The sequence below is a fragment of the Erythrobacter sp. SDW2 genome (genome assembly GCF_021431965.1).
Classification (GTDB): Bacteria; Pseudomonadota; Alphaproteobacteria; order Sphingomonadales; family Sphingomonadaceae; genus Parerythrobacter.
Genome location: NZ_CP090370.1, coordinates 1,369,158 through 1,392,265, shown reverse-complemented (window position 1 = coordinate 1,392,265; position 23,108 = coordinate 1,369,158). Strand labels below are relative to the sequence as shown.

The window sequence follows — 23,108 nt, the reverse complement described above, 5'->3', positions numbered from 1 at the left end:
CCGAATACGGCGTCGCTGCACCCTACCCTTGCGGGTATGGGCCATGCTGCCCGATCGAATGCCCGCAAAGGACACGCCGCTTGCCCGCTCCCGCCGCCCCTGACACGCCCCGCTTTGCGTTCCAACGCAAGCGCCGCTGGCGTGACCGGCTGGGCGGCAAGCGCGGGAAAGCTTTGCTGGCGCTGTTCGCGGCAATCACCGTCCCGGCCATGGCCGCGCCCGACCAGTGGGGCGCCTTCAACCTCGGCAATGGCGACGATGCAAAGCTGACCGACGAAGTCACTCCAATGGCGTTCGAACAGCCCGGCGGGAGCTTTCCCGGCTCGGCCTTCTACTATGTCGAGGCCGACAACGAACTGGCGGGCGGCATCAACGGCGCGCTCGATACCACGGTTGGCGCGGGGCAATACTTCGACCCGCTCGCGGTGCTCAACGGCGATCCGGCCCAGGCGGTCGAGACCCACGACGCAGGCCCTTCGGCGCGCGCCTTCCGCGGTGGCGGCAGCGGGCTCGACATGGCCCGCGCGCTACAATGCCTGGCGACCGCAGTCTATTACGAGGCGGCCAGCGAAAGCATCGGCGGGCAGAAGGCCGTGGCGCAGGTGGTGCTCAACCGCGTGGCCCACCCGACCTATCCGGGCAGTATCTGCGGCGTGGTCTACCAAGGCAGCGAGCGCAAGACCGGGTGCCAGTTCAGCTTCACTTGCGACGGCAGCCTGCGCCGCACGCCCTCGGCGCGTGGGTGGGCCACCGCACTAAAGGTTGCGCGCGAGGCGCTGGGGGGCGACGTGTACGAACCGGTCGGCCTTGCCACCCATTATCATACGATCTGGATCAGCCCCTATTGGGCCCCCAGCCTCGACTTTATCGGCGTGATCGGGGCGCACCGCTTCTATCGCTGGCGCGGCGCGGCGGGCCAGCCCTCGGCGTTCCGCACCGTCTATATCGGCGGCGAACCGCTGCCCAAGCCCAAGCCGCAGACCTCGCTCGCCCAGCCGAGCGAAGCCGACCCGCTCGATCCGGTCGCGCTCGCCCGTGCCTATGAGGAAGCGCGCAAGAAGGCCGAAGCAGACAGTCGCTCGACCACTCCGGTCGCTGGGCGCACCGCCACAGCCGGGCCCGCCCCGCGCTACACACAGGACATCGAGGACCGCGGCGGCGACGCTCAGTTCCGCGCCGAAAAGCTGCCCCAGTCGGGCAGCGTGCGCGAGGAATATGCCAACGCCGGCAAGTGGAAAGAGCAGCCCTAGCCACGGCTCCGAGGTGCAATCCTTAACGCCCGCGAAACCCTGTGCCGCAGCAAAGCCTTGAGAGGTTGGCCTTACAGGAGGTTGCAACCCCACAAGACGCCCCCTCGAGAAGGACGCCCCAACACATGACGGTCCACTTCGCCCCTGCGCGATCCATTGCCCGCTCGCCGCTCGCTCGCGCCTTCGCGCGGCGCACCATCGCGCGCGCGGCCAATGACAACCACGATCCCGCGCAGGCGAAGTCCCACGACCAGATGCTGCATGCGGCGTTGCGCCATTTTGCCGAGCATGGCCTCGGCGCGGCGCGCGAAGCCCGCCGGCAAACCGAGGAAGCCTTCTTTGCCGGAGATCGCCAGTCGTACGACTGGTGGCTCGGCATCTGCCGGACGCTCGACCGGCGCATGGCCGAGGAAATAACCCGTCGCCAGCAGCGCTGAGCTGACCGGCTGCACCGCACGCGACCTTCTCGCCGGTCGCAACCCGACCCCGCATCCGTGGTTATGGTAACCTGCACGTTTACCTAATCGTGACCATTTGAGCCTAGGCCGGACAGGATATGTCGGGCCAAACCCTTTTCAGCATGCTGCGGCGCAAGCTGGACCGCTCGCGCGGAGGGGACGCGATCAGTGATCGCGTCCGGCGTATTCTCGTCCGCACCCTCTATACCCAGCCGACCAGCCTCGCGGTCGGGGCCATCAACGGCATCGTCTCGACGTCGATTGCGGCGTGGATGGTCGACGATCCGGTTTTTACCGGATTTGTCATCTTCTTCGGGCTGATCGGCGTCGCGCGCTTCGTGATGGCCTCGCGCCTGTCGCCCGACAACCAGGCCAACACCACCCGCAAGCTGGTACTGCTCTACGAAGCAGGCGCTTTCAGCTACGCCTTCCTTTACGGGGCGATTGCCGCGCTGACCCTGCTTTATCAGCCCGGGCCGGAAGTCGAGATCCTGATCGTCGCCAATGCCCTGTGCTATGGGATCGGCGTGGCCGCGCGCAACGCCGGCGCTCCGATCATTGCGAACGGACAGCTGATCCTGACGTTCCTGCCGGTGCTTATCGCGTGCCTTGCGATCGGCTCCCTGCCGCTGGTGGTGCTGGCGATCACCATGGTGCTTGTCGCGCCGGCGATGGCTTCGATCACGCACAACGTCCACCGCGTGCTGCGCGAATCCATCGCCGCTGCGGAAACCAGCGAGCAGCTGGCCCGCAAGATGGAAACGCTCGCGCATACCGACGTCGTCACCGGCCTCACCAACCGCGCCGGCCTCAACCATCTGCTGGTCGAAGCGCTGATGGCTGTGCCGGCCGACAAGATGCTGGCGATGTTCTGGCTCGATCTCGACCGGTTCAAGGAAGTCAACGACCTGCTCGGCCACCAGACCGGGGACCGGGTGCTGATGGAAACCGCCGCGCGGCTCAATGCGGTCATGCCCGAAGGCGCGATCATCGCCCGTTTCGGCGGTGACGAGTTCACCATCGTCTGCGAAGTCGCCGAACGTCGCGTGGCCGAGCGGCTCGCCAGCGAAGTCCATGCCGAGCTGATGCGCCCGATCCGTATCGACGGTGACCGCCTCGAAATCGGCGCTTCGATCGGCGTCGCATTGTTGCCGGAAGACGGCACCGATGCCGATACGCTGATGCAGAACGCCGATCTTGCGCTCTATCATGCCAAGGTCAACGGGCGGAAGCAGACCCGCTTCTACGACAATTCGATGAGCCGCAACCTCGCCCGCAAGCGCGAGATCGAGGCCGAGCTGCGCGCCGCCATCCAGAAGGACGAACTGTCGATCTTCTTCCAGCCGATCGTCGATCTCGAAACCGGCCGGATCAAGACCTTCGAAGCGCTGGTGCGCTGGTTCCACCCGGAAAAGGGCGAACTGCGACCCGACGAGTTCATCCCGGTTGCCGAAGACAGCGGCCTGATCGTCACCCTGGGGAACTGGATCACGGTCCAGGCGGCGCGCGCTGCGGCCCAGTGGCCGGACGACGTCACCATCGCCGTCAATCTCTCTCCTCTGCAGATCAAGGCACCTGGCGCCTCGCTCGGGATCGTCAACGCCCTGCGCGAAGCCAAGCTGGCGCCCGAACGGCTCGAACTGGAGGTGACAGAGAGCCTGTTCCTCGACGACAGCGAGGCGACGGAGGCTTTCATCAGCGAACTCGCCGCCAAGGGCGTGCGCTTTGCACTGGACGATTTCGGCACGGGCTATTCTTCACTCGGCTACATCCAGAAATACCCCTTCAGCAAGGTCAAGATCGACCGCAGCTTCGTGTCCGGCCCAGATGTCGGCAAGAAGACCGAGGCGATCATCCGCGCCGTCGCCGAGATGGGCGCGCAGCTGGACATGTCGATCGTGGCCGAAGGACTCGAAACCATCGAGCAGGTACAGGCCGTGCGCGAAGCCGGCTGTACGCTGGGCCAGGGCTATTACTTCAGCCGCGCCGTGCCCGATTACCTCGCCGCCATGCTGCTGGCGCAGGAACGCGAAAACGACGAAGCGCTGCGCCAGGTCGGCTGACCTTCCTTTCCCCTCTCCAAGCTCCGCTAGCCGCTATCCTCTCCCGCAAGGGGAGAGGGATGGAATTGCACTGCTCCTCACCCCTTGCGGGAGAGGATACGCAGGCTTGGCTACGTCAGGAGCCTAGCCGAAGTTGGAGAGGGACACCGCCCCTTATTGCAATTGCGAACTATTTGCATAAATAGTTGCAACATCCGGGATATTGCCGGTTGCAATCACTCCGGCGCGGGCCTAGGCGAAATCCGAGTTTCCGGGCGCGGCTTCCTCGCGGGACGCGAGCGTGCGCCACATCGGTCGAGACATTGCGGTCCCGCGCGTTTGGAAGGACTGGTTGCCCCTATGGCCAATAACACGGGACGCAAGAAGATCGCCCTCATCGGCTCCGGCATGATCGGCGGCACCCTCGCCCATCTCGCCGCGAAGAAGGAAATGGGCGACATCGTCCTGTTCGACATCGCCGAGGGGATCCCGCAGGGCAAGGCGCTCGACCTGAGCCAGTGCGGGCCGGTCGAAGGCTTCGACGCCAGGATCACCGGCACCAACGATTATGCCGACATCGCCGGTGCCGACGTGGTGATCGTCACCGCCGGCGTTCCGCGCAAGCCGGGCATGAGCCGCGACGACCTGCTCGGCATCAATTTGTCGGTGATGAAGGCGGTCGGTGAAGGCATCAAGGCAAACTGCCCCGACGCTTTCGTGATCTGCATCACCAACCCGCTCGATGCGATGGTCTGGGCGCTGCGCGAATTCAGCGGCCTGCCGCACAACAAGGTCGTCGGTATGGCCGGCGTTCTCGACAGCGCGCGCTTCGCCACGTTCCTGGCGTGGGAATTCGGCGTTTCGGTCAAGGACGTCAACGCTTTCGTTCTCGGTGGCCACGGCGACACCATGGTGCCGGTCACCAGCTACACCACGATCAACGGCATTCCGGTCAAGGACTTTGCCAAGATCAAGGGCGTCGCCGAAGGCCGCATCGACGAAATCGTCCAGCGCACCCGCAGCGGCGGCGGCGAGATCGTCGGCCTGCTCAAGACCGGCAGCGCCTATTACGCGCCCGCCACCAGCGCGATCGCCATGGCCGAAGCCTACCTCGGCGACCAGAAGCGCATCCTCCCCGTCGCGGCCTATGTCGACGGCAAGTACGGTCTCGACGGCCTGTACGTGGGTGTCCCCGCAGTGATCGGCGCGAACGGGATCGAGGATGTGGTCGAGATCGCCCTGTCGGACGAGGAAAAGGCCAACCTCAAGGTTTCGACCGACGCGGTCGAAGAACTGCTGGTGGCCTGCAAGGGCCTGGACAGCTCCCTCAATTGACCCATGGCGCGATTGAAATGGCCAAGCGGGAAAACTTGGGACGGGCTAGCTCTGCTCGTGCTGCTTCCGGCGGTCATTTTCTTCGGTGCTTGGCAGGCAAGCCCGTATCTGGCCGCCGCGCTTTATTTACCGGTTGGACTGATGCTTTTCCTGGGTCTCATTTCCAGCGGTGGATCGGGCGAGTCGAAACAAGCTGGCCTAGGCTGCGTTGCGGTGTTCGGTTTCATCTCGGTCGGTTGCGCCATCGGCATCGCAGCCTCTCATTTCCTCAACACTATTAAGGCCTGAAATATGTCCATCCTCGTCGACAAGAATACAAAGGTCATCACCCAGGGGATGACCGGCGATACCGGAACCTTCCATACCCAGCAGGCGCTCGATTACGGGACGCAGATGGTTGCGGGCGTGACTCCCGGCAAGGGCGGCACGACCCACATCGGCCTGCCGGTCTACGACACCGTCGCCGAGGCCAAGCACGCGACCGGCGCGACCGCTTCGTGCATCTACGTTCCCCCGCCCTTCGCGGCCGACTCGATCCTCGAGGCGATCGATGCCGAGATCGAGCTGATCGTCGCGATTACCGAGGGCATACCGGTGCTCGACATGGTCCGCGTGAAGCGCGCGCTTTCGGGCAGCAAGAGCCGCCTGATCGGCCCCAACTGCCCCGGCGTGCTGACCCCGGGCGAATGCAAGATCGGCATCATGCCGGGCAGCATCTTCAAGAAGGGCAGCGTCGGCGTCGTCTCGCGCTCGGGCACGCTGACCTATGAAGCCGTCCACCAGACCACCATGGTCGGCTTGGGGCAGACCACCGCGGTCGGCATCGGCGGCGATCCGGTCAACGGCACCAACTTCATCGACGTGCTCGATCTCTTCCTCAAGGACGACGAGACCAAGTCGATCATCATGATCGGCGAAATCGGCGGCAGCGCCGAAGAGGAAGCCGCCGAGTTTATCGCCCACAAGGCGAAGCAGGGCATCAGCAAGCCGATGGTCGGCTTCATCGCCGGCCGCACCGCTCCTCCGGGCCGCCGCATGGGCCACGCGGGCGCGATCGTCTCGGGCGGCCAGGGCGGCGCGGAAGACAAGATTGCCGCAATGGAAGCCGCTGGCATCCGCGTCAGCCCCTCGCCCAGCGAACTCGGCACGACGCTCGATGCGCTGTTGAAGGAACTTGTGTGAGTGGGAATCACTCCATGCGTCCCCGCGCAGGCGGGGACCTCAGGCTGCTAGCGCCTCGCCTGCTACCTGAGGCCCCGTGCTTGACGGGGGCATGGTGAAACCGGGCTATGTCTACATCCTTACCAACAAGCCGATGGGCGTCTGGTACATTGGTGTCACCGATGACCTTGCAAAGCGCATCGCACAGCATCGGTCCGGTGCCGTTTCGAGCTTCACCCAGACTTACAACTGCCGCCTTCTGGTATGGTTCGAGCGGTTTGAAAACATTCATGATGCTCGCGCGTTCGAGAGGCAGATGAAGAAATGGAGACGCGCCTGGAAGGTCAATCGTATTGTCGGGCTGAACCCGGAATGGCGCGATTTGGCGGACCGACTCTGATGTCGGGCTGGCCGCCTGAGGCCCCCGCCTTCGCGGGGGCGCATGGGAAATGACAAATGGGTAACGAGAGCCACGACTTCATGCCCGAACTGGGCGACCAGGAAGGCCCGCAGCCGGGCCCGAGCTGGGGCAATCCGCGCTGGCTGGCGGAAGTCGTCGATTCCGGCGCCGACCTGACCGTCGCGCTCGATCCGACGCAGATGAAGCTGGCGGTCGAAGCTGCCGCGAAATCCGCAGGCAAGCCCACTGACCCCCAGGCGATCGCCCAGGCGGCGGACGATTCGATCCGTGCCATGCTGCTCGTCCGGCTGTACCGCGTGCGCGGTCACCTCGCCGCCGACCTCGATCCGCTGGGTCTGTCGCATCGCGAACAGCCCGAAGACCTGACGCTCGAGTGGCACGGCTTTGCCGGGCAGGAAGATCGCGAGGTCTATGTCGGCGGCGTGTTCGGTTTCGAATGGGTCACCGTCGGCAATCTCTACAAGGCCCTGCGGGACACCTATTGCGGCCATGTCGGCCTCGAATACATGCATATCTCGGACACCGAGGAACGCCGCTTCCTGCAGGACAAGTTCGAGAAGCCGGAAAGCACCATCCAGTTCAGCCCGGAAGGCAAGCGCGCCATCCTGCAGGCGGTGATCCGGGGCGAGGAATACGAGAAGTACCTCGCCAAGAAATACGTCGGCACCAAACGGTTCGGCCTCGATGGCGGTGAAGCGATGATCCCGGCGCTGGAAGCCGTCATCAAGTATGGCGGCGCGCTGGGCGTGCGCGAGATCGTCTATGGCATGGCCCACCGCGGGCGGCTCAACGTGCTCGCCAATGTGATGGCCAAGCCGTACCGCGTGATCTTCCACGAATTCTCCGGCGGCAGCGCCAACCCCGACGATGTCGGCGGTTCGGGCGACGTCAAGTACCACCTCGGCACCAGCACCGACCGCGAGTTCGACGGGATCAAGGTCCACATGTCGCTGGTCCCCAACCCCTCGCATCTCGAAGCGGTCAACCCGGTGGTGCTGGGCAAGGTCCGCGCGCAGCAGGCGATCCGCGAGGATCTGGCCGCGCACGAACAGGTCCTGCCGGTGCTGCTGCACGGCGATGCCGCCTTTGCCGGCCAGGGCATCGTATGGGAATGCCTCGGTTTCTCCGGCGTCGCGGGATACAATACCGGCGGCTGTCTCCACTTCATCATCAACAACCAGATCGGCTTCACCACCGCGCCCAAGTTCTCGCGCGGGTCGCCTTATCCCTCCGACGTGGCGAAGGGTGTGCAGGCCCCGATCCTGCATGTGAACGGCGACGATCCCGAGGCGGTAACCTTCGCCTGCAAGCTGGCGATCGATTATCGCCAGCGGTTCAAGCGCGACATCGTGATCGACATGTGGTGCTATCGCCGCTTCGGCCACAACGAGGGCGACGAACCGAGCTTCACCCAGCCGCTGATGTACCATGCCATCCGCAAGCATCCGCGGGTGAGCGAGCTCTATTCCGAAGAGCTGATCCGGCAGGGCGTAATCGAACAGGGTACCGCCCCGGCGCTGCGCGACGAATTCATCGCCCAGCTCGACGAGGAATTCGAGGCCGGCAAGAACTACAAGCCCAACGAGGCCGACTGGTTCGGTGGTCGCTGGGCCGGGCTCAACAAGCCTGCCGATCCTGAAACCGCGCGCCGCAATGTCGAAAGCGCGATCGAGAAAAAGTTGTTCGACAGCCTCGGCAAGACGCTCACCACCGTCCCCGACGATGTGACCATCCACAAGACGCTGGGCCGCGTGATCGAGGCCAAGCGCGAGATGTTCGCCAGCGGCGAAGGCTTCGACTGGGCCACGGCGGAAGCGCTCGCTTTCGGCAGCCTCGTGACCGAAGGATACGGCGTACGCCTGTCAGGTCAGGATTCGGGTCGCGGCACTTTCAGCCAGCGGCACGCAGTCTGGGTCGATCAGAACAGCGAAGCCAAATACATTCCGCTGTGCCAGCTGCCGCATGGCAAGTTCGAGGTCTATGACAGCCCCCTGTCGGAATATGGCGTGCTCGGGTTCGAATACGGCTTTGCCATGGCCGATCCCAAGACGCTGGTGCTGTGGGAAGCGCAGTTCGGCGACTTCGCCAATGGCGCGCAGATCATGATCGACCAGTTCATCGCCGCGGGCGAAGCCAAGTGGCTGCGCGCGAACGGCCTCGTGCTGCTGTTGCCGCACGGCTACGAAGGCCAGGGGCCGGAACACAGCTCGGCCCGGCTCGAGCGCTTCCTGCAGCTGTGCGCGAACGACAACATGTGCGTCTGCAACATCACCACGCCGGCGAACTATTTCCATGTGCTGCGCCGCCAGATGCTGCGCTCGTTCCGCAAGCCGCTGGTGATCATGACGCCCAAAAGCCTGCTACGTCATCCGCTGGCCAAGAGCGAGGCGAGCGAGTTCATGGGCGACCATCACTTCATGCGCATCAAGTCCGATCTCAAGGAGATCGACGACAAGAAGGTCAAACGGCTGGTGCTGTGCAGCGGCAAGGTCGGCTACGACCTGATGCAGAAGCGCGACGAGGCAGGGCTGGAGGATGTCTCGGTCGTGCGGATCGAGCAGCTCTATCCTTTCCCCGGCGAACCGCTGGCCGTCCGGCTCAAGCGAATGACGAGCCTCGAAGAGGTGGTCTGGTGCCAGGAAGAACCGCGCAACAACGGCAGCTGGTTCTTCGTCGAGGAACACATCGAGCGCGCGCTGGGCAACGCGGGGCATGCCGGCATGCGTCCGCGCTATGCCGGGCGCGATGCCTCGGCCTCGCCCGCCACCGGCTTCGCCAGGAAGCACCAGGAACAGCAGGAGGCGCTGGTCGCCGACGCGCTGGGCCTCGCGACCACCAACCCCGATTCCGCAACGAAAAAGGCCTGATCCATGGCAACCGACATCAAGGTCCCCCAGCTCGGTGAATCGGTCACCGAAGGCACCATCGGCGAATGGCTGAAACAACCCGGCGATGCCGTGGCGGTGGACGAACCCGTCGCGAGCCTCGAAACCGACAAGGTCGCAGTCGAGGTGCCCTCGCCCGTGGCCGGGATCATCGGCGAGCTCAAGGCGGCGGTCGGCGATACGGTCGAGGTCGGGGCGGTGATCGCAACCGTGCTGGACGGCGTCGGTGCCGGCGAAGCGACGCCGATCGGGCCGCGCGAAGCGCCTGCGCCTGCCCCCGCCACTGCTCCCGCCCCATCGGACGATGAAGGCGGCGATGCCACCACCCTCTCGCCCGCCGTGCGCCGTGCGGTGCTGGAACACGGGGTCGATCCGACCACGATCAAGGGCACCGGCAAGGATGGCCGCCTGACCAAGGAAGACGTGCTCGCCGCCGCCAAGGCCAAGACGGCGGCTCCGGCTCCCTCTGCCAGTGTACCCGCCCCGTCGCCGACACCCGCACCCACGCCTTCGGCGACCTCTGGCGAGCGCCGCGAAGAGCGCGTCAAGATGACCCGCATGCGCCAGACCATCGCCAAGCGGCTCAAGGGCGCGCAGGACAATGCCGCGCTGCTGACCACCTTCAACGATGTCGACATGACGGCGGTGATCGAAGCGCGCGACAAGTACAAGGACCTGTTCGCCAAGAAGCACGATGTGCGACTCGGCTTCATGGGCTTCTTCGCCAAGGCCGCCTGCCTCGCGCTGAAGGATGTCCCGGCGGTCAACGCCTATATCGAGGGCGACGAGATCGTATATCACGACTACGTCGATATCTCGGTCGCGGTTTCGGCCCCCAATGGTCTCGTCGTGCCGGTGATCCGCGATGCGCAGGCCAAGGGCTTTGCGAGAATCGAAAAGGATATCGCCGACTTCGGCAAGCGCGCCAAGGAAGGCACGCTGACCATGGACGACATGAAGGGCGGCACCTTCACCATTTCCAACGGCGGCGTGTTCGGCAGTCTGATGTCGACCCCGATCATCAACCCGCCGCAGTCGGCGGTGCTGGGCCTCCACCGCATCGAGGACCGCCCGGTCGCCCGCGATGGCCAGGTGGTGATCCGCCCGATGATGTATATCGCGCTCAGCTACGACCACCGCCTGATCGACGGCCGCGAAGCCGTGACCGCGCTCAAGATCATCAAGGAAGCGATCGAGGATCCGACCCGGATGCTGATCGACCTTTGATGGCAGACAAGGAACCCAACTCGATGATCCGCACCCTGTTCCTCCTCGCAGCCGCCGGCAGCCTTACGGCTTGCGACGCTGCCACACAGATCGCCGGCGACGCCGTCGAAGGCGAAATGCGCAATGCCATCGCCAGCCAGTGCCAGCAGGTTGCCGAAGGAGCGGGCATCGTCGCCGGGCAGGTTGCGCAAGTGTGCGAATGCAGCGCGGAAACCTTTGTCGCCGATCCCGATCTGACGCTCGAGGATGTGAGCCGCGAGCGGATCGAAGGCATTGTCAACGAATGCGCGGCCAAGCTCGGCTCCGGCACAACCCAATCCTTGCCAGCGGAGGAAATCGGTGGCTGACCAAACTTACGATTACGACGTCCTTGTCATCGGTGCCGGCCCGGGCGGCTATGTCGCCGCGATCCGTGCGGCGCAGCTGGGGCTGAAGACGGCCTGCGCGGAAGGCCGCGCGACGCTGGGCGGCACCTGTCTCAACGTCGGCTGCATCCCCTCCAAGGCGATGCTCCACGCGTCGGAATTCTACGACGCCGCCGCCAATGGCGCGATGGAAAGCATGGGCATCGAAGTGAAGCCCAAGCTGAACCTGGAAAAGATGCACGGCCAGCGCCTCGACGCGGTCGACGGGCTGACCAAGGGCATCGAGTTCCTGTTCAAGAAGAACAAGGTTGACTGGAAGAAGGGTTACGCCGGCTTCGTCGACGCGCACACGGTCAAGGTCGGTGACGAGACTGTGACCGCCAGGGAAGTGGTCATTGCCACCGGTTCCTCGGTCACCCCGCTCCCGGGCGTCGAGGTCGACAATGCTGCCGGCGTGGTGGTCGATTCCACCGGTGCGCTGGAACTCAAGGCCGTACCCAAGAAGATGGTCGTGATCGGCGGCGGCGTGATCGGGCTGGAGCTCGGCTCGGTCTGGCGTCGGCTCGGCGCAGAGGTGATCTGCGTCGAATTCCTCGACCAGATCCTGCCCGGCATGGACGGCGATGTGCGCAAGGAAGCGAACCGCATCTTCAAGAAGCAGGGCATCGAATTCCGGCTCTCGACCAAGGTCACCGGCGTCAGCGTCAAGGGCAAGAAGGCCACGCTGACCCTCGAACCGGCCGCGGGCGGTGCCAGCGAAACACTGGAGGCCGATTGCGTGCTGGTGTCGATCGGGCGCCGTCCCAATACCGACGGACTTGGCCTCGAGAACATCGGCCTCGCCACTAACCAGCGCGGCCAGATCGAGGTCGATCACGAATTCCGCACCAGCGTCGCCGGTGTGCGCGCGATCGGCGATGTGATCCCCGGCCCGATGCTGGCCCACAAGGCCGAGGACGAAGGCATTGCCGTGGCCGAGTGGATCGCGGGCGAGACCGGCATCGTCAACCACGATGTCATCCCCAGCGTCGTCTACACCCTGCCCGAAATCGCCGGGGTCGGCCTGACCACCGAACAGGCGATCGAGCAGGCGGGCGGCGACAAGGCCAAGGTCAAGGTCAGCAAGTTCCCCATGGCCGCCAACAGCCGCGCCAAGACCAACCACGAGCCCGACGGCTTCGTGAAGGTGATCGCAGACGCAGAGACCGACCGCGTGCTCGGCGTCTGGGCCATCGCCAGCGTCGCTGGGACGATGATCGCCGAGGCCTGCGTGGCGATGGAGTTCGGCGCGACCAGCGAGGACATCGCCTACACCTGTCACGCCCACCCGACCCATGCCGAGGCGCTCAAGGAAGCCGCGATGGGCGTGCAGGGCAAGCCGATCCACATCTGATCCCACGTGGGCACACGGGGGGCATCGCTGAAAGACCACCTCCCCGCGCTGCTGGCGCTCGCCTTGCCGGTACTGGCCGGGCTGGCCTGCATGGCGGGGATGGGCGCTCCCGTGCGTTATCTGGCGATCAATGCGGCGGCGCTCGGGCTGGTTTTGCCGTGGGTAGTCTTCGGGCGGATGCCCGATGCAGTGACTACCAGACGCGTGTTCATCGTCGGCCTGCTGGCCCTGCTGTTCGTGCCGCTCATGACAGGACCGCATTTTAACGGCATCGCCCGCTGGCTGCCGCTGGGGCCGTTCATGCTCCACGCCGGGGCGCTGGCCTTCCCTGCACTCGCCGTGCTGGCCGCGCGCGAAAAGGACTATGCCGCGCCGATCCTGCTGGCGGCGCTGCTGGCTGCCTCGTTCCAGCCCGATGCGGCGCTGGGCTTTGCTGTCGTCGGCGCAGCGGTCGGCCTGCATGACGCCATGCGCGACTGGCAGGTCGGCGGAGTGGTGATCGTCGGCTTCCTCGCCAGTATCATGGCGGCGTTGAAGGGCGAGCTGCCCGCGCAGCCCTTTGTCGAGCGGGTGCTGGTCGATGCAGCCTTGGCACAACCGCTGCTGGCACTTGTGCTGTTTGCCACACTTTTGGCCGGGTTTGTGCTGATGCTGAAAGCTGTTCAGCTCGGCCGCGATGCGCGGTTCGCGCTGGCAGGATCGCTGTTCGGCTTCTCGCTGATGGCGATCCTGTCGAACTATCCCAGCGTGTTGATCGGCTATGGCGCGGCGCCCATTCTCGGCTATGGCTTCGCCCTCGGACTGATCGAGAGAACCGACGTATGAGCATTCCGCCGTTCCACCTTGCCTTCCCGGTGCATGACCTTGCCGCCGCGCGGCAGTTCTATGGCGGGCTGATGGGTTGCCCCGAGGGGCGCTCGTCCGACGAGTGGATCGATTTCGATTTCCACGGCCACCAGATAGTCGCCCACCTTGCCCCCGAGACTGGCGACCGCGCCTCCAACCCGGTCGACGGACACGATGTCCCTGTGCCGCATTTCGGACTGGTGCTGGGCATGGACGATTGGCGCGCTATGGCTGACCGGCTGACCGCCGCAGGCGTCGAGTTCGTGATCGAGCCGACCATCCGCTTCGCCGGCGAACCGGGCGAGCAGGCGACGATGTTTTTCCGCGATCCCAGCGGCAATGCGCTGGAGATCAAGGCCATGGCCAACCCGGCCAACCTCTTCGCGAAGTAGCTTGCCGCGTCTCTTGCACGGTGTATTATGCAAGTAATTCACCTGGGAGACTCGCCTTGCTGACTCGCGCCTTTGCCACCGCCGCCCTGCTGTGTGCCTCACCCGCGTTGCATGCGCAGGACACTGGCCGAATGGAGCAGGTCATCGCCGAGGAAGCGAGCAGTTTCATGGGCACGGTGCTGGTGGCGCAGGATGGCCAGATCATCCTCGACAAGGCAGTGGGTGATGCCAACATCGAGTGGGATATCGACAACACCACCGATACCAAGTTCCGCATCGGCTCCGTCACCAAGCAGTTCACCGCCGTGCTGATCCTGCTGCTGGCGGAGGAAGGCAAGGTCGAGCTCGATGCCCCGATCAAGACCTATTGGCCTGACAGTCCGGCAAGCTGGGACAAGGTCACCGTGCGCCACCTGCTGCATCACACCTCGGGCATTCCCAACGTCACCAGTTTCGATGATTTCCAGACCCAGAAATACCTTCCCAAGACGCCCGAGGAAATGATTGCCCGTTTCGCCGGCGAGCCGCTCGAGTTCGAGCCGGGGAGCAAGTGGAACTACTCCAATTCGGGCTACCTGCTGCTAACCGAGGTGGTCGAGGCCGCGAGCGGCAAGGCCTACGAGGATGTCCTGCGTTCACGCATCCTCAATCCGCTGGGCATGGCCGATAGCGGAATCGACCACAGCGCTGCGATCCTGCCCCGGCGCGCGGCAGGCTATGCCCCGACCGAGAACGGCGTCGCCAATGCCGATTACGTCTTCATGGGCATCCCGCGCGGCGCCGGGGCGATGTATTCGACCACTGCCGACCTGCTCAAATGGCAACAGGGGCTATTCGGCGGCAAGCTGCTCAAGCCGGAGAGCCTCGCGGCCTACCTCACCCCGGCCGAATTCGACATGGGCGACAACAGCAAATACGCGCTCGGCGTGGCGGTGACCCGGAGCGACGAAGGCACCATGTACTCGCACTCGGGGGGCATCGAAGGATTCAACGCCTGGCTCGGCTATGATCCCGACCGCAAGCTCACCGTTGCGGTGCTCGCCAATCTCAACGGCGGGGCAGCCAACACCATCGGCGCACGACTGATGACGCTCGCGCGTGGCGGGGCGGTGCAACTGGCGAGCGAGCGGGTGGCCGTTGAAGCCGATCCCGATACGCTTGGCGAATATCTGGGCACCTATGCATTGGCCCCGACTTTCAAGATCACCATCACTCAGGACGAGAACGGCCTCGTTGCACAGGCCACCGGGCAACAGGCGTTCCCCCTGTTCAAGGAGGAAGAGGACGTGTTCTTCCTCAAGGTGGTCGATGCCAAGATCCGCTTCCAGCGCGACGAAGGCGGAGTGATTACGGGCCTGACGCTGTTCCAGAACGGTGCGGAGATGCCCGCCACGCGCGAGTAATTGCGCCCTTCCCTCACCCGTGGCAGGAAGCGGGAGAGGGAGAGAAGAGCATGGCCTATCCGCAATTGACCCGTGAACCGGGCGGCATCGCGCTCGCCGCGCAGATCCGTGGGGGTGCGCTGTCACCGCTCGAGGCGGTCGATGCCGCGATTGCCCGGATCGAAGCGCTCGACGGCCCGCTCAACGCGGTCGTGGTGCGGGATTTCGACCGTGCGCGCGCCATGGCCAAGGCCATGGACGGGCTCGATATCAAGGACAGCCAGCCGCTGTTCGGCGTGCCGATGACGGTCAAGGAAAGCTTCAACATCGCCGGCCTGCCGACGACATTCGGGCACCTGCAATTCAAGGACCATATTGCACGACAGGACTCGATCGTCGTCCAGCGGCTCAAGGCGGCGGGCGCGATCATCATCGGCAAGACCAATGTCCCGCCCGATCTTGCCGACCTGCAAAGCAACAACCCGGTCTATGGCCGGACCAACAATCCGCATGATCACAGCCGCGTCGCGGGCGGCTCGTCAGGGGGCGGTGCCGTCGCGGTGGCGAGCGGCATGGTCCCGCTGGAATATGGCAGCGACATCGGCAGCTCGATCCGCAACCCGGCGCATTTCAACGGCATCTACGGCCACAAGACCAGCTTCGGCCTCGTCAGCCGCCGCGGTCATACGCATCCGCTGGCGGGGCACAACGATGTGCATGATGGCCCGCTGTCGGTCGTCGGCCCGCTCGCACGGACAGCCGAAGATATCGCGCTACTGCTGGAACTGACGGCAACCTTCCCGCTGCGGCGTAAGGGAAAGGCGCTGAAGGACTGCCGGATGCTGGCGGTGACGGAGCATCCGGTGAGCGAAGTGGATGTCGCGGTGAGCGGCCCGATCGAAACAGCCCTCGCGGTGCTTTCCAGTGCCGGGGTCATTGTCGACCGCAGCAGCGACCTGCTGCCCGATCTGGCGCAGCAGCATGCCGAATACCTGCGCCTGCTCAATGTCGCCATGGCGCGCGGGCGCCCGTCTGCCGACGGCAAGACCATGGCGCTGGCGGACTACTACCAGCTGCTCGATGTACAGGCGCGCAACGAATATGCCTGGGCCGCGCTGTTCGAGCACTACGACTTCGTGCTCGCCCCGCCGCTGGCGATGCTGGCCTATCCGCACGATGCGACGCCGATTGCGGAACGGAGGATCACCATCAACGGCAGGGACAGCGCCTTTGCCGATACGCTGGCCTGGGCCGGGATCGCGACCTTCCCCAACCTGCCCTCGACCGTTGTCCCCGTCGGTGGCACCGGGAACCTGCCGTGCGGGATGCAGGTAATGGGACCGCGCTGGGGCGACTATGATTGCATCGCCGCTGCCGGGGCCATAGGGCAACTGCTCCACGGCTGACGGGAGGTTTGATGGCACGCGGAGTATGGATGCAGCGCTTTGCCCGCTGGCATATCTGGCTGGGCTGGCTGGTCGGTGTGCCGGTGGTGATGTGGCTGGTGTCGGGCCTGCTGATGGTCATCACCCCGATCGAGGAAGTGCGCGGCAACCATTTGCGGATCGAGGTGGAGGAGCCTGCGCTGCCGCCAGATACCAATATCGCCGTGGCCCTGCCCGATGATCCGTCCCGCCCGGTTAAATCGGTGACGACCGCCATGGAGCGCGGCAAGGTCGTGACCACGATCACCTATGCCGACGATAGCATCGAGCGGTACAACTCGGCAGGTGAGGCAATCGCCCCGATCACCGATGTCGAAGCGCGGATGATCGTGCGAGAGGGGATCAAGGGTGGCGACAGGGTTGCTTCGGTCCAAAGCTTCGATGCCGATGCAGTTCCGTTCGACTTCCGCCGCCCTGTCGACGTCTGGCAAGTGACGTTGGAGGACGGAACCCGCATCTATGTCAACCGGCAAACCGGCGTGATCGAAGCCGTGCGCACCCGCTGGTGGCGGTTCTTCGATTTCCTGTTCGGCCTGCATGTGATGGACTTGGAGACCCGCGAGCCCGGCCCCAACCCGTGGGTCCTCGTCTTTTCGACGCTGGCGGTGCTCGGCGCGACGCTGGGTTGCATCCTGATGTTCCGCCGCCGCAAGGCGCGGGTGACGGCTTGACATGAACCCGGCAATCGACGGTGCCGAGGTCATCCTGACCCCGCTGCTCGACTGGCTCGACCTGCTGGGGGTGGCGGTGTTCGCGCTGTCCGGTGCGCTGATCGCGGCGAAGGAGAAGCAAACCATCGTCACCGTGGTCTTTTTCGCTCTGGTCACCGGGGTCGGCGGGGGCACGGTGCGCGACCTGCTGATCGGCGCGCCGGTGTTCTGGATCACCGATCCGTGGGTGGCTGCCGTGTGCCTGGGCACTGCGTTGCTGGTCTGGCTCACGCCGACGCGCTGGTGGGAAGGCAAGCTGCTCGACTATGCCGACGGGGTCGGACTGGCCGCCTATGCCGTGCTCGGGAGCGCCAAGGCCCTGACCTATGGCGTCGCGCCGGTCCCGGCGATCCTGATGGGGATCGTCACCGGCACCGTCGGCGGGATCATCCGCGATGTTATCGCCGGCCGCCCGTCGATCCTGATGCGGCCGGAACTCTACGTCACGGCTGCGGCCCTCTCGGCCAGCCTCTGCGTGCTCGGGACTTGGCTCGAAGGTCCGCGCGCGGTGGTCTGGACGATTGCAGCGCTGGCAGGATTGGTCCTGCGCAGCGCCGCGATACGGTTCAATCTGTCGCTCCCCGCCTATGGCGGGAAGGCGGAGGGCTAACCGGCCAGATCGCCATCGATTTCCTCGCCGGGAAGGGGACCGCCGGGATAGGCTGGCTGCGCATCCTCCGAAGCAGGCGGGGCTATATAGGCGCCGCCCTGCTCGGCACGAGCTTGCGCGTAGGCATCATCGGACCACTGACCCGGGGCCGCCTCGCCGTCACCATAGGTATCGGCCTGATATCCCTCCGTGCCATAGCCATCGGACGAGCCCTGGAAGCCGCCGCCATAGTCGATCCGGTCGATCCGTCCGTCACCGCTGACGGCACAGGTAAAGCCGCTGCCGTTGTACAGGCGACCGCGCACTTCCCAGCCCTCGCCCACGCGGCTGACCTGATCCACGCTGTCGACCCGCACATCGCGCTCGACAGCGCTGGTGCAGGCACTGACCGCCTGGTCGAGATTGCCCGACTGATACTGGCGCGGCTCGTCGTAGCGCCGGTCATAGCGGTAGTCGGTGTCGCGCCGGTCTTCGTAACGATCACGCTCGCGCTTGTTGCTGCTGTCGACCGCACTGGCAATCGCCGCAATCCCGGCAATGATCGCCACCCCGGCGATCACATCCCCGGCATCAACCCGATCGCGATCACGCCAACGGCGGTGTCGTTCGGCAGTATCCCGGTCATGATCGTAAGCGCTCTGCGCATAGGCGCTGCGCTGGCTGGAAGCCGACAGTTCGGCAGCGGCAGCCGGCGATGCCACCAGCGAGAAGAGCGCCGCCGACGCAGCGAAGCTACGGAAACTGGTCATTCCACTACCCCCGGTCAAAGGCAACGAGGCCCCACCAAGATCGACGAGATAGACGGTCCAGACTGTCACCAGCCTGAACCGCCGTCCCTAGCGAGAAGCCCTCAACGCAGGCCGCGAATGCCGTTGAAATCGACATCGACAACCCGGCCGCGGTCGATCCGGCAGTTGAAGCTGCCGCGGTCGCTCCGGTCGTAGCGCCCGTAATCGCGACGGTCGTAGCGGTCGTAACCGCGACGGTCGTAGCGATCGTAACCGCCCCAGCCGCGTGCACCATCGACCACCAGATTGCCCTTCACGCGCCAGCCATAGCGGGTATCGTCGACATCGCGGATCTGGGTTACATCGGCAAAACGGTAGCCTGCGCGGCGCGCATCGCGCTCGGCGGCATTGACACAGCGTTCGACGGCAGCTCGGGGGCTGCCACGGCCGTACCAACGGTCGCCCCGATCACGATAGCGGTCACGATAGCGATAATCGTCACGGTCATTGCCGATCGCGCCGGCCAGGATAGCGATGCCTCCCAGGACGACGGCGCCGGCAATCACGTCACCGGCATCGATGCCGTCGCGGTCGCGGTCGCGGGCCATGGCGGGGGTTGCAGCGGAAACCGCCATCGCACCTGCGGCGACGGTTCCGATCAGGGCTTTGGAAACGGTCTTCATGTCACTCGTCCTCACTGTGTTTCAGGGCGGGAGCGCCCCTGACAGATGAGGGTCTAGAGATTCGACCGTGAGATCACGCTGAACTGGCGTTACAGGCCATATTCAGAAAAGTACCTACTTTCCTGAATATGGCCGATCCCGCTCTATTCGTCGATTTCAAGCCCGGTGTAGGCGGCGAGGAACGCCAGAACATCGGCCGCTTCCTCGATCGCCTTGTCGGTCGGCTTGCCCGAGCCGTGGCCGGCACGGGTCTCGATCCGGATCAGCTGCGGCTTGTCGCCCAGGTCTGCTGCCTGCAGGGCGGCCGTGTATTTGAAGCTGTGACCGGGGACCACACGGTCGTCGGTATCGGCGGTGGTGACGAGGATCGCCGGATAGTCCGTGCCATCCTTGATCGTGTGATAGGGCGAGTAGGCCAGCAGGTTGCGGAAATCCTCTTCCTTGCCGGGATAGCCATAGTCATCGACCCAATAGCGTCCGGCCGTGAAGCGATCGAAGCGGAGCATGTCCATCACACCGACTGCCGGGCTGGCAGCCGCGAACAGATCGGGCCGCTGGTTAACCACTGCCCCCACCAGCAGGCCACCATTGGAGCCGCCATTGATGGCGAGCCCGTCCTTGGCGGTGATGCCCTCGGCGATCAGAAATTCGCCCGCCGCGATGAAATCGTCGAACACATTCTGCTTGTTGAGCAGCCGCCCGCCGTCGTGCCAGGCCTTGCCGTATTCGCCGCCGCCGCGGATATTGGCGACCACATAGGCCCCGCCCGCCTCGACCCAGGCCAGCCGTGAGGGGCTGAAGCCGGGAGTCATGGAGATGTTGAAGCCGCCGTAACCGTAGAGCAGCGTCGGCACCGCTTCACCGCTTTCCGCCACCGCCTTGCTGCGGACGACGAACATGGGCACCTGGGTGCCGTCCTTGGAAGCGTAGAACTTCTGCTCGACGACGAAATCGTCGGGATCGAAGGCCACTTCGGGCGCGGCCCAGACCGTGCTTTGGCCGGTCGCGACGTCATAGCGGTAGATCGTCGCCGCGCGGTTGTAGCTGGAGAAGTAATAGAAGGTTTCGGACTGCTCGGACGAACCGCCGAAGCCGCCGGCACTGCCGATGCCGGGCAGCGCCACTTCGCCCGCCGGGCTGCCATCGAGGCCGTAGACCGCGATCTTGCTTTTGGCATCGACCAGATAGCTGGCGACCAGCTTGCCGCCGACCAGCGAGACGCCCTCCAGCTTCTCCTTCGCTTCGGGGATGACGGTCGCCCAGACCAGTTCCGGCGCGTCGGTCACTTCGACCTTCACCACCTTCTGCAGCGGCGCACCGTCATTGGTGGTGAAGAAGAAAGTGCTGCCGACATTGCCGACATAGGAATAGTTGTGGTCGAATCCGGGCACGATCACCCGCGGCGGGGCATCGGCGCGGGTGCGGTCGATCAGCGTGACCTCATATCGGTCATCGGTCCCGCTGGAGCTGGTCACCACCACCCAGCGGCCATCGTCGCTGACAGTGGCGATATGGTTGAGCTCGGGCTGGTCGGGGGTCGCGTAGACCAACTGATCGGTGCTCTGCGGCGAGCCGATGTCGTGGAAATAGACAGTGTGGTTGGTGTTGAGCGCCTGGAAGGTCTCGCCCTCGCCGGTCGAAGGGAAGCGGCTGTAGTAGAAGCCGCTGCCGTCCTTGGCCCAGCTGAGGTCGGAGAACTTGACCCACTCGACCGTGTCGGCGAGCACTTCGCCGGTGGCGACATCCATCACCTTGACGGTGCGCCAGTCGCTACCGCCATCCTGAATTCCGTAAGCCAAAAATTTGCCGTCCTTGCTCGGCACCCATTCGGCCAGCGCGGTCGCGCCGTCCTTCGCCCATTCGTTCGGATCGATCAGCTGGCGCGGCGCGCCATCGAGACCGTCGCGGACGAACAGCACCGACTGGTTCTGCAGCCCGTCGTTGCGGGTGTAGAAATAGCGCCCGCCGGCCTCCTCGGGAATGCCGAAGCGTTCGTAATCGGTCAGCTCGGTGATGCGTGCCTTGAGCGCCTCGCGCCCCGGGATCCTGGCGAGGAAGGCATCGGTGACGGCATTCTGCTGTTCAACCCATTTGGCGACTTCAGGGTCGACGCGGACGTCGTTCTCGAGCCAGCGATAGGGGTCGGCCACGGTCACCCCGAACTGTTCGTCGGCGACTTCGGTGGCGCGGGTTTCGGGATAGTCGGGGGCACTCAGGTCCTGGGCATAGCCGACGGCGGGAGAAAGCGTGGCGACGAGCACGGCAGCAGCGCCGGCGAGCAGGGTCTTGCGAAGCATGGTGGGACAACCTCTCCAGTGGGTTCGTGTGGCAGTGGTGTAGCGCGCGCGGCGGCGGTTTCAATCCTCCAGCGCGGCGAGAACATCGCGGGTGAAGGCGGCGATATCGAAACGCGCGCCGACGGGGTCCTCGCCCCGGCGCACGATCACGACATTGCGGCTCGGCACGATGACGACATATTGCCCGCGATTGCCGAAGGCGGCGAAGGTATCGGGCGGAACGCCTTCGGACTTGTTGAGCAGCCAGAACCCGGCACCATAGCCGAACTCGCCCTCGGGCTGCGGGCCGGAGGGGGTGGAGACGTACTGCACCCAGCCTTCGGGTAGCAGACGCTTCCCGTTCACGATCCCGTCGTCGAGATAGAGCTGCCCGAAGCGTGCCAGATCGCGGGAAGTGGACCAGACCTGGCTGGAGAGGATGTAGTTCCCCTGCCAGTCGGTTTCGGCCACGGTGCGCTCCATCCCCAAAGTCTTGAACAACGATGCCGGGGGGTGCGCGTCGAAAGTCGGTGCGATCGCGGCGATTGCGGCGAGCGTATCGTTGTTGGCGTAGCGATAGGTGCCCCCCGGCGCGGCGATCAGCGGCCAGTCGAGCGCGACCTCAGTCACCGTTGCGCCGCCGAAATAGAGCGGATCGGTGCGGTTGCCGGGCGTGTCGGAGTACCGCCCCGACGCCATGCGCAGCAGGTGGTCGATAGTGATCGCACGGCGCGGGTCGGCATCGCTTGCGCCCAGCCCGGCCGATCCGGTCACGTCTGCCTCGCCGCGCTGCACGGCGGCACCGATCACTGTTGCGGCAAGGCTCTTGGCGACCGACCAAGTGCGTTGCGGCGTATATTGGGTGAAGCCCTCGGCATAGGCCTCGCCGACAAGCTCGCCGTCCTTGACGATCGCCACCCCCGTGCTGCGCGCACCCGCACCGTAGCTGGTCGAAAAGCCCATCCGACCAAGCGCGTTGGCGGGGAAATCGAACTCCGGAGAGACGAGCTGAAACACCTCACGCCCGGTCAGCAGCTTGGGCTTCGGGAGCGGCGGCGCTGCTGTCATCCCCACCGGCAAGATCGTGCAGCCTCTGCCCGGCGTATGCGCCGCGATACGCGGAGGCATGTCGTCGGCAAAACGCACGGCCACAGTCCGGATGATCGGCAGCGGCCCTGCGGCAGTCCCTTCGACGTAGGATATTTCAGCCGGCGGAAGGTCGGCCAGCAAGCCATCGAGCGGCGCCTGGATACCGTTCAGTTCCCACGCCGCGACGCTTTCTACCGTGCGCGTGCCGTGAGCCATCGCCCCGCACAGCATCAGCGCCTTGTAGCCTGCCGTAAGCGCGCGATCGTAGCGGAGGTCGAGTTGGTCCTGCGCTGTTTGGGCTGCGGCAGGGACGGCGAGGATCAGCGCGGTCGCTGCGAGGGCGGTTCGGATCATGCCGTGTACCCTAGCCCCGCCCAGCCAAAAGAAAAGGGCCGCCGGATTGCTCCGTG

General features: G+C 65.1%; 21 protein-coding genes. 17 read left to right on the top strand and 4 right to left on the bottom strand.

The annotated features are described in order from the left end of the window. The first annotated feature begins 80 nt into the window (after nucleotides 1–80). The 17 genes from LY632_RS06860 to LY632_RS06780 all read left to right on the top strand — a co-directional run bounded on the left by LY632_RS06860 (nucleotide 81) and on the right by LY632_RS06780 (nucleotide 17,922). Entirely contained in the window at nucleotides 81–1,250 is a 1,170-nt protein-coding gene (locus LY632_RS06860; RefSeq protein WP_234093052.1) for a cell wall hydrolase, read from the top strand. 125 nt (nucleotides 1,251–1,375) lie between these two features. Further along, nucleotides 1,376–1,687, top strand: coding sequence for a hypothetical protein (locus LY632_RS06855; protein WP_234093051.1), 312 nt, complete (start codon nucleotides 1,376–1,378; stop codon nucleotides 1,685–1,687). 119 nt (nucleotides 1,688–1,806) lie between these two features. Next, a complete protein-coding gene (locus LY632_RS06850) occupies nucleotides 1,807–3,771 on the top strand; it encodes a bifunctional diguanylate cyclase/phosphodiesterase (RefSeq protein ID WP_234093050.1) in 1,965 nt (654 codons plus the stop codon). A gap of 339 nt (nucleotides 3,772–4,110) precedes the next feature. Beyond that, nucleotides 4,111–5,085 carry a malate dehydrogenase gene (gene mdh, locus LY632_RS06845; protein WP_234093049.1) on the top strand — a complete coding sequence of 325 codons (975 nt, stop codon included), beginning with the start codon at nucleotides 4,111–4,113 and terminating at the stop codon, nucleotides 5,083–5,085. A 3-nt stretch (nucleotides 5,086–5,088) separates the two neighbouring features. After that, nucleotides 5,089–5,373 (top strand): hypothetical protein, encoded by a 285-nt coding sequence (locus LY632_RS06840; RefSeq protein ID WP_234093048.1) that lies wholly within the window; start codon nucleotides 5,089–5,091, stop codon nucleotides 5,371–5,373. Nucleotides 5,374–5,376: 3 nt separating this feature from the next. Then, nucleotides 5,377–6,267, top strand: a complete 891-nt coding sequence (gene sucD / locus LY632_RS06835) for a succinate--CoA ligase subunit alpha (protein WP_234093047.1) — start codon at nucleotides 5,377–5,379, stop codon at nucleotides 6,265–6,267. Nucleotides 6,268–6,358: 91 nt separating this feature from the next. Further along, nucleotides 6,359–6,646: a GIY-YIG nuclease family protein gene (locus LY632_RS06830; protein WP_234093046.1), complete on the top strand. Its 288-nt coding sequence runs from the start codon at nucleotides 6,359–6,361 to the stop codon at nucleotides 6,644–6,646. A gap of 56 nt (nucleotides 6,647–6,702) precedes the next feature. Further along, entirely contained in the window at nucleotides 6,703–9,534 is a 2,832-nt protein-coding gene (locus LY632_RS06825) for a 2-oxoglutarate dehydrogenase E1 component (RefSeq protein ID WP_234093045.1), read from the top strand. 3 nt (nucleotides 9,535–9,537) lie between these two features. Next, nucleotides 9,538–10,779, top strand: coding sequence for a 2-oxoglutarate dehydrogenase complex dihydrolipoyllysine-residue succinyltransferase (gene odhB, locus LY632_RS06820; protein WP_234093044.1), 1,242 nt, complete (start codon nucleotides 9,538–9,540; stop codon nucleotides 10,777–10,779). Further along, the gene (locus LY632_RS06815) at nucleotides 10,779–11,126 is read left to right on the top strand and encodes a hypothetical protein (RefSeq protein ID WP_234093043.1); all 348 of its coding nucleotides are present in this window, start codon (nucleotides 10,779–10,781) and stop codon (nucleotides 11,124–11,126) included. The genes odhB and LY632_RS06815 overlap by 1 nt, the downstream gene beginning before the upstream one ends. Next, nucleotides 11,119–12,537, top strand: coding sequence for a dihydrolipoyl dehydrogenase (gene lpdA, locus LY632_RS06810; RefSeq protein ID WP_234093042.1), 1,419 nt, complete (start codon nucleotides 11,119–11,121; stop codon nucleotides 12,535–12,537). Before LY632_RS06815 ends, lpdA begins: the two co-directional genes overlap by 8 nt. Before the next feature lie 6 nt (nucleotides 12,538–12,543). Then, a complete protein-coding gene (locus LY632_RS06805; protein ID WP_234093041.1) occupies nucleotides 12,544–13,362 on the top strand; it encodes a hypothetical protein in 819 nt (272 codons plus the stop codon). Continuing rightward, a complete protein-coding gene (locus tag LY632_RS06800; protein ID WP_234093040.1) occupies nucleotides 13,359–13,775 on the top strand; it encodes a VOC family protein in 417 nt (138 codons plus the stop codon). Before LY632_RS06805 ends, LY632_RS06800 begins: the two co-directional genes overlap by 4 nt. Before the next feature lie 56 nt (nucleotides 13,776–13,831). Beyond that, nucleotides 13,832–15,178: a serine hydrolase gene (locus LY632_RS06795; protein ID WP_234093039.1), complete on the top strand. Its 1,347-nt coding sequence runs from the start codon at nucleotides 13,832–13,834 to the stop codon at nucleotides 15,176–15,178. A gap of 50 nt (nucleotides 15,179–15,228) precedes the next feature. Further along, the gene (locus tag LY632_RS06790) at nucleotides 15,229–16,563 is read left to right on the top strand and encodes an amidase family protein (protein WP_234093038.1); all 1,335 of its coding nucleotides are present in this window, start codon (nucleotides 15,229–15,231) and stop codon (nucleotides 16,561–16,563) included. 11 nt (nucleotides 16,564–16,574) lie between these two features. Next, nucleotides 16,575–17,273, top strand: coding sequence for a PepSY domain-containing protein (locus LY632_RS06785; protein WP_234093037.1), 699 nt, complete (start codon nucleotides 16,575–16,577; stop codon nucleotides 17,271–17,273). A 1-nt stretch (nucleotide 17,274) separates the two neighbouring features. Next, entirely contained in the window at nucleotides 17,275–17,922 is a 648-nt protein-coding gene (locus tag LY632_RS06780; RefSeq protein WP_234093036.1) for a trimeric intracellular cation channel family protein, read from the top strand. On the opposite strand, the gene LY632_RS06775 is transcribed toward LY632_RS06780, so the two are convergent. From LY632_RS06775 to LY632_RS06760, 4 genes are all read right to left on the bottom strand, one after another. Then, complete coding sequence (locus LY632_RS06775; protein WP_234093035.1) at nucleotides 17,919–18,671, bottom strand: hypothetical protein; 753 nt, start codon at nucleotides 18,669–18,671, stop codon at nucleotides 17,919–17,921. The two genes, LY632_RS06780 and LY632_RS06775, sit on opposite strands and share 4 nt — an antisense overlap. Nucleotides 18,672–18,772: 101 nt before the next feature. Then, a complete protein-coding gene (locus tag LY632_RS06770) occupies nucleotides 18,773–19,333 on the bottom strand; it encodes a hypothetical protein (RefSeq protein ID WP_234093034.1) in 561 nt (186 codons plus the stop codon). 143 nt (nucleotides 19,334–19,476) lie between these two features. After that, on the bottom strand, nucleotides 19,477–21,630 hold the full coding sequence (locus LY632_RS06765; RefSeq protein ID WP_234093033.1) for a prolyl oligopeptidase family protein: 2,154 nt from the start codon (nucleotides 21,628–21,630) through the stop codon (nucleotides 19,477–19,479). A gap of 60 nt (nucleotides 21,631–21,690) precedes the next feature. Further along, nucleotides 21,691–23,052 (bottom strand): serine hydrolase, encoded by a 1,362-nt coding sequence (locus LY632_RS06760; RefSeq protein ID WP_234093032.1) that lies wholly within the window; start codon nucleotides 23,050–23,052, stop codon nucleotides 21,691–21,693. Nucleotides 23,053–23,108: the final 56 nt, after the last annotated feature.

Coding starts and splice junctions, on each gene's coding strand:
- LY632_RS06855 (WP_234093051.1), top strand. CDS start 1,376: ATGACGGTCCACTTCGCCCCTGCGCGATCCATTGCCCGCTCGCCGCTC.
- LY632_RS06850 (WP_234093050.1), top strand. CDS start 1,807: ATGTCGGGCCAAACCCTTTTCAGCATGCTGCGGCGCAAGCTGGACCGC.
- mdh (WP_234093049.1), top strand. CDS start 4,111: ATGGCCAATAACACGGGACGCAAGAAGATCGCCCTCATCGGCTCCGGC.
- LY632_RS06840 (WP_234093048.1), top strand. CDS start 5,089: ATGGCGCGATTGAAATGGCCAAGCGGGAAAACTTGGGACGGGCTAGCT.
- sucD (WP_234093047.1), top strand. CDS start 5,377: ATGTCCATCCTCGTCGACAAGAATACAAAGGTCATCACCCAGGGGATG.
- LY632_RS06830 (WP_234093046.1), top strand. CDS start 6,359: ATGGTGAAACCGGGCTATGTCTACATCCTTACCAACAAGCCGATGGGC.
- LY632_RS06825 (WP_234093045.1), top strand. CDS start 6,703: ATGGGTAACGAGAGCCACGACTTCATGCCCGAACTGGGCGACCAGGAA.
- odhB (WP_234093044.1), top strand. CDS start 9,538: ATGGCAACCGACATCAAGGTCCCCCAGCTCGGTGAATCGGTCACCGAA.
- LY632_RS06815 (WP_234093043.1), top strand. CDS start 10,779: ATGGCAGACAAGGAACCCAACTCGATGATCCGCACCCTGTTCCTCCTC.
- LY632_RS06800 (WP_234093040.1), top strand. CDS start 13,359: ATGAGCATTCCGCCGTTCCACCTTGCCTTCCCGGTGCATGACCTTGCC.
- LY632_RS06790 (WP_234093038.1), top strand. CDS start 15,229: ATGGCCTATCCGCAATTGACCCGTGAACCGGGCGGCATCGCGCTCGCC.
- LY632_RS06785 (WP_234093037.1), top strand. CDS start 16,575: ATGGCACGCGGAGTATGGATGCAGCGCTTTGCCCGCTGGCATATCTGG.
- LY632_RS06780 (WP_234093036.1), top strand. CDS start 17,275: ATGAACCCGGCAATCGACGGTGCCGAGGTCATCCTGACCCCGCTGCTC.
- LY632_RS06775 (WP_234093035.1), bottom strand. CDS start 18,671: ATGACCAGTTTCCGTAGCTTCGCTGCGTCGGCGGCGCTCTTCTCGCTG.
- LY632_RS06770 (WP_234093034.1), bottom strand. CDS start 19,333: ATGAAGACCGTTTCCAAAGCCCTGATCGGAACCGTCGCCGCAGGTGCG.
- LY632_RS06765 (WP_234093033.1), bottom strand. CDS start 21,630: ATGCTTCGCAAGACCCTGCTCGCCGGCGCTGCTGCCGTGCTCGTCGCC.
- LY632_RS06760 (WP_234093032.1), bottom strand. CDS start 23,052: ATGATCCGAACCGCCCTCGCAGCGACCGCGCTGATCCTCGCCGTCCCT.